The following is a 9,247-nucleotide window of genomic DNA, read 5'->3' on the forward strand; positions in this document are numbered from 1 at the left end:
GGATTTCGCGGCGCCCCGGTCTGCTGTGCGGACTAGCGCACCATGCTGCGCACCTGCCGTGCGGCGACGGAGAGCGTGGCCAGGTCCAGCTGGTGGACCCGGTTGATCTCCTCCAGGGCGCCGCGCGAACGGGCCAGGCGGGACGCGTTGGCCTGCTCCCACCTGGCGATCTTCTCGGTCGCCGTGTCCTCTTCGTCGCTCGCCCGCAGCACGTCGACGGAGATGGCCCGCAGCGACGAGTAGAAGTCGTCGCGCAGGGCCAGCCGCGCCAGCGCGTGCCAGCGGTTGCCCCGCTCCAGGTTCGTCACCGAGTCCAGCATGTGGTCGATGTCGAGGTGGTCGGACAGCGCGAAGTACAGCTCGGCCGTCTCGCGGTGCGTGCGCTCCGGTCCCGCGCCGCCGGTCGGGCCGAACTCGCGTTCGGCCAGCTCGGCGATCTCGGTGACGTCGAGCAGCCCGTACATGTAGAGCAGCGCCGCGACCTTGCGCGCGAGCTCCGCCGGAACGCTCTGTTCGACGTAGTGGTCGGCCTTGCCCGCGACCACGGCCAGTTCCTTGCCCTGCAACAGGTCGAAGGCGTACGGGCTCAGCTCCTCGACCACGCCGCGGAAGCGGTTGATCGTGGACCCGACCGCGAGCGGCTGCGGGCGGTTCGACAGCAGCCAGCGCGACGCGCGGTCGAGCAGGCGGCGGGTCTCCAGGACCATGTTGTCCTGGACGTCCGTCGGCACCACGTTGTCCAGCGCCTCGATCTCGCGCCAGATCGACGGCAGGTCGAAGACCTGGGTGACCACGGCGTACGCGCGCACGGCGTCCGTGGCCGACGCGCTCATCTCCTCGGACAGCCGGAACGCGTAGGAGATGCCGCCGCCGTCGACGACCTCGTTGACGACGACCGTGGTGATGATCTGCCGCGCCAGCGGGTGGTTCGGGATGGCGGCGCCGAAGCGTTCGCGCAGCAGGCTCGGGAAGTAGTCCGGGAGCTTGCGGGTGAACGTGTCGATCGTCGGGATGTCGCTCGCGAGCAGCTCTTCCTTCAGCGTGAGCTTGGTGAACGCGAGCAGCGTGGCGAGCTCCGGCGAGGTGAGGCCGTCGCCGGCTTTCTCCAGCGCCTTGAACTCCGCGACGCTCGGCATCGCCTCGAGCTTGCGGTTGAGCGCCCCGCGCGCCTCCAGGTCGGCCGTGAGACGCGCGTGCACCGAGAGCATCGGCGCGGCGTGCGCCCGGCTGACGCCGAGGACGCTGTTCTGGGAGTAGTTGTCCGCCAGCACGAGCTCGCCGACCTCGTCGGTCATCTCGGCGAGGACCTCGTTGCGCTGCTGCTGCTCCACCGAGCCCTCGCGGACCAGGTGGTCCAGCAGGATCTTGATGTTGACCTCGTGGTCGGAGCAGTCGACGCCGGCGGAGTTGTCGAGCGCGTCGGTGTTGACCTTGCCGCCGGTGCGCGCGAACTCGATGCGGCCCCGCTGGGTCAGACCCAGGTTGCCGCCCTCGCCGATGACCTTGACGCGCAGCTCGGCACCGTCGACGCGGATCGAGTCGTTGGCCTTGTCGCCGACGTCGGCGTGCGACTCGGTCGAGGCCTTCACGTACGTGCCGATGCCGCCGTTCCAGAGCAGGTCGACCGGCGCGAGCAGGATCGCCTTCTTGAGCTCCGGCGGCGACAGCTTGACCACGCCCTCCGCGAGGCCCAGCGCGACGCGGGCCTGCTCGGAGATCGGGATCGACTTCGCCGACAGCGGGAAGATGCCGCCGCCCTCGCTGATCAGCGAGCGGTCGTAGTCGTCCCACGACGACCGCGGCACGCCGAAGAGCCGCACGCGCTCGGCGAAGGACGCCGCCGCGACCGGGTTCGGGTCGATGAAGATGTGCCGGTGGTCGAACGCGGCCACGAGCCGGATGTGCTCGGACAGCATCATGCCGTTGCCGAAGACGTCACCGGACATGTCGCCGATGCCGACGACGGTGAACTCCTCGGTCTGCGTGTCCACGCCGAGCTCGCGGAACGAGCGCTTCACGCTCTCCCACGCGCCCTTGGCCGTGATGCCCATGGCCTTGTGGTCGTAGCCGATCGAGCCACCGGAGGCGAACGCGTCGCCGAGCCAGAAGCCGTAGCTCTGGCTCACGCCGTTGGCGATGTCGGAGAACGTCGCGGTGCCCTTGTCCGCGGCCACGACCAAGTACGTGTCGTCGGAGTCGTAGCGCACGACCTGCGGCGCGGGCACGACCTCGTTGTTGATCAGGTTGTCCGTGAGGTCGAGCAGGCCCGAGATGAACATCTTGTAGCAGGCGATGCCCTCGGACATGAAGTTCTCGCGGTCGATGCCGGGGTCGCCCGTGGGGGCGATCGGGCGCTTGACGACGAAGCCGCCCTTCGCGCCGACCGGCACGATCACCGCGTTCTTCACGGCCTGCGCCTTCACCAGGCCCAGGACCTCCGTGCGGAAGTCCTCGCGGCGGTCCGACCAGCGCAGGCCACCGCGCGCGACGCTGCCGAAGCGCAGGTGCACGCCCTCGACCCGCGGCGAGTACACGAAGATCTCGAACTTCGGCCGCGGCGCCGGCAGGTCCGGGATGGCCTGCGGGTCGAGCTTGACCGACAGGTACGGCCGGGCGTGGCCGTCGGCGTCGCGGAAGAAGTAGTTCGTCCGCAGCGTGGCGTTGATCAGCGCGAGCAGGCTGCGCAGGATGCGGTCCGCGTCGAGGCTCGTCACGTCGTCGATCAGCTTGCCGATCTCGGTGACCATCGTGTCGGTGTGCGCGGCGCGGGTCGCGTCGTCGAGGCCGGGGTTGAACCGGGCCTCGAACAGCGCCACCAGCGCGATCGCCACGCTCGTGTGGCTGAGCACGGCGTCCTCGATGTAGTCCTGCGAGTACGGCGTGCCCGCCTGGCGCAGGTACTTCGCGTAGGCGCGCAGCATCGCGGCCTGCTGCCAGGTGAGCCCGGCCTGCAGCACCAGCGAGTTGAACCGGTCGACCTCGGCCTCACCGCGCCAGACGGCGGCGAACGCGTCCTGGAACCGCACCCGCACGTTGTCGAGGTCGGCCTCGGACAGCTGCGCGAGCGCGGCCTTGTCGATGCGCAGGCCGAAGTCGTAGATCCAGCACTGCACGCCGTCCTCGCGCGCGATCTCGTACGGCCGCTCGTCGACCACGATCACGCCCATGCGCTGCAGCATCGGCAGCACGTCGGACAGCGTGATGCCGGCGCCGGTCACGAAGATCTTGAAGCGCCGCTCGCCGGGCTCGGCGTCCTCCGGCACGTAGAAGACCATGTCGAGGTCGCCCTCGACGAGCGCCTCGATGCGCCGGTAGTCCTCGAGGCCGGTGGAGGCCGGGAAGTCCTCCTTGTAGGCCTCCGGGAACACCGCGGCGAACCGCTGACCCTGCTCCGTCGCGGACTCGGCCCCCAGGTCGTCGCCCCCGACGGCTTCGACCATGCGGTCGTCCCAGCTGCGGATCGCCTCGGCCAGCCTGGCCTGGATCGCGTGGACGTCCGGCTCCAGCGTGCGCGCCGGGTCCGTGTGCACCGTGAAGTGCACCCGCGCCAGCGCCGACTCGCCGATGCGCGCGCTGTACTCGAGGTTCAGGCCGCCGAGCTCGGCGAGCAGCACCTCCTGCATCGCGAGGCGGCTCGTCGTCGTGTAGCGGTCGCGCGGCAGGTAGACCAGGCACGAGAAGAAGCGGCCGTACGGGTCGCGGCGCAGGAACAGCCGCAGCCGCCGCCGTTCCGCGAGCGCGATGACGCCCGTCGTCGTCTGGTACAGCGTGTCCGCGTCCACCGAGAACAGCTCGGTGCGCGGGTAGTTCTGGATCACCTCGAGCATCCGCTGGCCCGAGTAGGACTGCAGCGGGAAGCCGGCGCGGTGGATGACCTCGCGCACGCGGCGCTCGATCACCGGGATGTCGAGCACGTCCTCGTGCAGCGCGGTGGTGCTGAAGATGCCGAGGAACCGGTGCTCACCGGAGACGCGGCCCTCGCCGTCGAACGTCTTCACGCCCACGTAGAAGGGGTAGACGCTGCGGTGCACGCTGCTCTGCGCGCTGGCCTGCGTCAGCACGAGCAGCTCGGGGCTCAGCGCCTGCGCGCCGTTGTCCGGCCCGGCGGTGAGGCTGCGGGCGGCGAGGCTGTCCTGGCGCAGCACGCCGAGACCGCTCGCGAGCACGGCCCGCAGCGCGGGTTCGCCGTCTTCGCGCACCAGCTCGTACTGCCGGTAGCCCATGAACGTGAAGTGCCCGTCCGCGAGCCACCGGAGCAGCTTCGAGCCGTCGGTGGTGGCCTCGGACGAGTCCTTCTCGAGCTCGTCGGCCAGCTGCAGGGCGGTGGTGACCATGCGGTCGGTGTCCTCGACGACCTCGCGGACGTCGGTCAGCACCGTGAGCAGCCGCGTCTCGAGCTCGCGGGCGCGGTCGGGGTCGGTGATGAGGTCGACCTCGACGTTCATCCACGACTCGGCCAGCGCGTCGGCGGGCGGGTCGGCGGGGTCGGCGGTCGGCAGCACCTCGGTGCGCTCACCGGTGACCGGGTCGCGGCGCACGACGACGATGGGGTGCACGACCCGTTGGACCTGCACGCCACCGCGGGCGAGCTCGGACGCGACCGAGTCGACGAGGTAGGGCATGTCGTCCGTGACGACCTGGACGACCGTGACAGGACACTGCCACCCGTCGGCCGATCGCGTCGGGTTGAGGATGCGCACCGCGGCGCGTCCGGGGACGCGGCTCTCGGCGAGCTGGTAGTTCGACCGCACCGCTCCGACCAGGTCCACCGGGTCGTCGTCGTTGACTTCCTCGGCGGGCACGTGGCGGTAGAAAAGGCGGATCAGGTCAGCGAGTTCAGGGGCATTGGCGGCGGCCCGTTCGATCAGCTCGTCACGGACCTGCTCAGGACTGGCCGTTCGACTCCCGTCGGCCGCGGCAGGTACCGCGGGGACGTCGTCGGATCGGGTCGGGGCTCCAGTCGAGGTCATCTTCAGGCGACTCCACGCTATCCGGCACCTCTGTGTACCGGGTCCGCCCCCACCCTAGATGGGGTGGCGGCCGTCACCGGACACGGGAGGGGCACTGTCGGACCACTGAATCGAGGGCTGAATCGAGTCACATCATCAGTGGCGGCAACACTTTCCGCATCGTGGACGCGGCGTGAACCAGGCCGACCCGGACAACCGGGGCGCACCGCAGGTTCAGCCGATCCGTGGCGCACAACCGATCAGGGGCCCGACGTGGCTCGACCGCCGGACCGTGCAGAACACGTACCCGCCCGCCGCCGGTGGATCACGCCCCGGCGGAGGGGTTGGGCAAGGCTTGAGGTGTGGCGCTGGACACCCTCGGCGTCCGGAGACCCGCTAGGGCAGCGTCCACCCCGGACGGCCGTCGAACCGCACGGGACGAATCGGACCTGTCGTCTCGTTGTCGGTCGCGGGTCCGACCGGCACGATCGGGCCGGTCTTCTCCTGCTCGCTCTCGGGCTCCGGCGCGGGCTGCACCGGTGCCTGCGCGACCGGGTGGGGCTTGGCGAGCTCGTTCGGGTTGAACTGGTCGGACATGAGATAGGGCACCTGCGGGGCGCCGAACTGGCTCGCGCCGAAGTAGAGGTCCGCCGCGGGCTGCTGCGGGGCGGCCGGGCGCTCCACCGGCGCGACCGGCAACTGCGGCTCCGGTGCGGGGACCGCTTCGACACCGGACCCCGGCGTGGGCTCGTCCGGATCGACCGCCGACCACTCCGGGACGCCGAGAGCCGCCGCGTCGACCTGCTCCTCGTCGGACCGGCGACCCGTCTCGTAGGCGACGAGCGCCTCGGCGAGCAGGTCGGCGAGGCTCATCTCGCTCGGCCGGCGCCGGCTGCTGGGCCGGCCGTTCCGGTCGGTCTGGTCCTGCGCGGTCTGGTCCTGCGCGACCTGGTCGGGTCGTGCCTGGTCAGGCTGCGCCTTCTCGGCGAAGAAGTCGTACTGCGGAGCCGGGTCGGTCCCGGCCGGCACCACCACGTCCGGCTGAGCGGCCTCGGGTGCCGCCGGACCGGGCTGCCCGCCGAACCCCGGCTGCGCGCCGAAACCCGCCTGGGTGCCGAAGCCTTGCGACCCGAACGCCTGCGTCCCGAAGCCCGGCTGCGTCCCGAAGCTGGGCTGGGCACCGAAGCCGGCCTGCGCGCCGAACCCGGTCGGGCCGCCGGACGACGGCGCGACCCCCGAGGCATCGGCGGCCGGCTGGACCGGCTCGCGGGTCAGACGGACCGGCACCGTCGGGACGTCCGCGGGGTCGTCGTCCACGTCCGCCGAGCTCAGGAAGGTCGTGGTCATGAGGTCGCGCTCCGGCGGCCGCGGCACCTCGTCCGGCGTCGGCACCGAGGGGATCGGGTCCGGCACCGGCGGGACCGGGATGACCGGGACCGGCGGCGTCGGCGTGCGGCCGGGCTCCGGTTCGGGCTCGGGGAGCCGCTCCGGCTCCGGCACGGGGATGGACGCGACCGGCTTGGCTTTCGGCGTGCTGAAGTCGAGCGAGCTGAAGTCGAGGTCGGGCAGCTTGCGCTCGTCCGGGTCGACCGCGGCGGGGAACCCCTCCGCCGGCGTGTGGAGCGGGTAGGCGGGGTCGTCCGGGTGGGAACCGGAGCCGGGAGCCACCGGCGGACGCGCGAACGCCGCCGACAGGCCGGTGCGGCCGACCGATTCCGGGGTGCGCTGCTCGCCGAACCGGGCGCCGGCCGCGAAGCCCCGCTGCGCGGAGTCGGTGCCGGTGCCGGTGCCGGTGAAGTTCGTGCCCGTGACATCCGTGCCGGTGGAGTCCGTGCTCGCGAAGTCCGTGCTCGCGCCGAAGTGGCTCGGCGCCGTCCCCACGTCCGCGGAACCCGGCCCCGGTCGGCCGACGCCCCCGGCACCCGAACCGAAGTAGCTCGGCGAGGCCGCGGCGTCCGTCGAGCCCGAGCCCGCGGCGGTCGCGAAGTAGCTGGGCGACTGCGGCTCCCCGCCCGCGGTGCCCGCCGGCGCCGAGGCGTCGGAGGGGTCCTGCGCGGGCTGGGGTTCCGCGCCCTGGTCGTCCGGGCGGAGGCGGGTCGGGGGTTCCACCCGCCACGACGGGGTCTCGGGGGCCGGGTCGGCGCCGGTGTCCCGGGCCCGGCGGCGGCCACCTGCCCGCAGGCCCTGGGCCTTCAGCATGTCCAGCACGCTCTCGGGCTGGGGCTGGGGCTGGGGCTGGGCGCCGTCGGCGCGGGCCGACTCCTCGCGTTCCGCCGCCTGGCGGGCCACCTCTTGGTGCGCCGCCTCCTGACGCGCCACGTCGCGGCGCACCGCTTCGAGGCGGGCGGCCTCGCGGCGGGCGATCTCCTCGCGGGCCGCCTCCTGCCTGGCCGCTTCCTGGCGGGCGGCGACCTCGCGGGCGAACTCCTGGCGCACCGCCTCCTGGCGCGCGGCTTCCTGGCGCGCGGCTTCCTGGCTGGCCGCCTCGTCGCGAGCGGCCTCCTGCCTCGCGGCCTCCTCGCGAGCGGCCTCCTGCCTGGCGGCCTCCTCCTCGCGGAGAGCCTGCTGGCGGACTGCCTCTTGGCGCGCCTCCTCCTCGCGGAGGGCTTCCTGACGGGCTGCTTCCTGGCGCGCCGCCTCGTCACGGAGGGCTTCCTGGCGGGCCGCCTCCTGGCGCTCGGCCTCGGCCCGGGCTGCTTTCTCGCGCTCGGCCTCCTCGGCCGCCCTGGCCTCGGCGCGGGCCTGGCGTTCCGCCTCGATCTGGCGGCGGGCCTCGCGCTGCAGCTCCATGAGCTGCTGCTCGACCTTGCGCTTGCGCTCCTGCTCCGGGCTCAGCTGCGGCTGCTCGGCGGGCGGGGCCTGCTCGGCGGGCGCGGGCTGCGCCGCGGACACCGGCTGGTCCGGCGCGGCGGGCTGCTCGGCCGGTGGGGGCGGGTCGGCGGGCGCGTCGGTGATGACGGGGATTTCCGCGATGGTGGTCGGTGTGTCGTCGCCGATCTCCCCCGCGGCCACTCGGGCGGCGCGGCGGCGGCCGCTGACCATCGCGCCCGCGGAGGCGATCAGGCCGGACGCGGGCACGGTGCGGTCGGACGACGAGGATGCTGGTGGCGGTTCCACAGGCTCCGAGGTCTTGTCTTCTGGTTCGCCGAACGGCTGGACCAAGCGCCACCGGTCGGCGGCGTGTTGTCGCGCTGCCGACAAGCCTTCCACGGTCATGTCCTCGGCCGCGCGGCGGACCCGGTTTGCTGTGAGGCCATCACCTTTGCGCACGTGGACGGGGCGCCATTGGCGCAGCTGCTGCTTGAGCGCGGCGGGCAGCACGCCGTCGGTGGCGAGGGGCATGCCCTCGATCGGGCGCAGCAGGCTCGCCAGTTGCTGGTGCAGGTCCGCCGGCTGGCGGTGCACGCCGGAGAACTCCGCCGCGAGCCGGGCGCGCACCGCGTAGACGGCGCGGGCCCTGCGGCGTTCGGCGGCGTGCGCGGAGCGCAGGTTCGCGAGCGCGTCGGCCAGTTCGCCGGCCACCTCGTGCACGTGGGCCAGCGCCAGCAGGCTCTCGGTGAGCAGGGTGTCGAGCTGGTGGCGTTCGGCGCTCGCCGCCGCTTCGCGCAGCGTCTCGCGGGCGAGCGCGACCCGGCCAGCAGGCAGGTGGACGCGGGTGGCCAGGGCCAGCCGCAGCCAGCCCGCCGCGGACGCCGACGGCGCCCGGACGGCGCGGTCGAGCACCGCGGTGCCCGCCTCGCTCGCGTCGAGCAGGCGGTTCGCGTCCATCAACGACAGCACCAGCTCCAGCGTGAGCCGGCCGAGGCCCTGACCGCTGTCGGCAGCCGGGTCGGCGACCCGGCCCAGCAGGTCGAGGCCCTCGCGCGCGGCACCGATGGCGGCGGCGATGTCGCCCCACCGCCGGTGCTGCGCGGCCTGCACCGCGCGGACCAGGCCGCGCAGCAGCAGACGGGTGTCGTCGTCGAGCGTCGTGTCGGCGACGTAGAGCTGGTCGGCCTCCGCGAGAGCCCGCGTGGCCTCGTCGCCGCGGCCGACCGTGACGAGGCACTCGCTGGCCTGCACCAGTGCCGCGGCCCGCAGCTCCGCAGGCACGTCCGGCGCCTCGAGCACCGGCATGACCGCGGCGAACCCCGTCAGCGGGGCGCCCACGGAACGCGCGCACTCCGCGAGCTCGACCCGCAGCAGCCACGCGGTCTCGTGCTCACCGGCGGCCTCGGCGGCCTTCAGGGCGTCGAGCGCCCGGTCGGCCACGCGGACGCCGCGGTCGACGCGGTTGCTCGCGAAGACCACCAGCGACC

At 73.1% G+C, this 9,247-nt stretch carries 2 protein-coding genes; both read right to left on the minus strand.

The window, feature by feature from the left end; translation table 11 throughout:
- Positions 1-32 precede the first annotated feature (32 nt).
- Complete coding sequence (locus ACFWGZ_RS36165; RefSeq protein ID WP_382456093.1) at positions 33-4,970, minus strand: NAD-glutamate dehydrogenase; 4,938 nt, start codon at positions 4,968-4,970, stop codon at positions 33-35.
- A 375-nt stretch (positions 4,971-5,345) separates the two neighbouring features.
- A partial coding sequence (locus tag ACFWGZ_RS36170; protein WP_382456094.1) for a histone H1-like repetitive region-containing protein occupies positions 5,346-9,247 on the minus strand: 3,902 nt, incomplete at its 5' end.

Source organism: Lentzea sp. NPDC060358 (genome assembly GCF_042725365.1).
In the GTDB taxonomy this organism is placed as follows: domain Bacteria; phylum Actinomycetota; class Actinomycetes; order Mycobacteriales; family Pseudonocardiaceae; genus Lentzea.